This is a genomic window from Shinella sp. M31, assembly GCF_049199205.1.
GTDB lineage: Bacteria > Pseudomonadota > Alphaproteobacteria > Rhizobiales > Rhizobiaceae > Shinella.
Genome location: NZ_JBLZPH010000209.1, coordinates 1 through 217 on the forward strand (window position 1 = coordinate 1; position 217 = coordinate 217).

Genomic DNA, 217 nt, shown 5'->3' on the forward strand with positions numbered 1-217 from the left:
GTGCTGAAGACCGAGGAGCCGTCGGGCCGCAAGGCGGGCGTCAAGGTCAAGTCGGTCGCCGAGCTGGTCGAAAAGCTCAAGACCGAAGCCGGCGTGCGTTGATCCGGAAGATTTGAGGAGATTACGAACATGGCCATTCTTCTTCTGGCAGACCACGACAATGTTAGCCTTTCCGACCAGACCGCCAAGGCGCTGACGGCAGCAAGCAAGATCGGCT

General features: G+C 59.4%; 1 pseudogene. It reads left to right on the forward strand.

Annotated elements, in window-relative coordinates:
* Positions 1 to 102, forward strand: a pseudogene (locus ACOZKU_RS27845) (electron transfer flavoprotein subunit beta/FixA family protein); the annotation flags it as partial.
* Positions 103 to 217 lie beyond the last annotated feature (115 nt).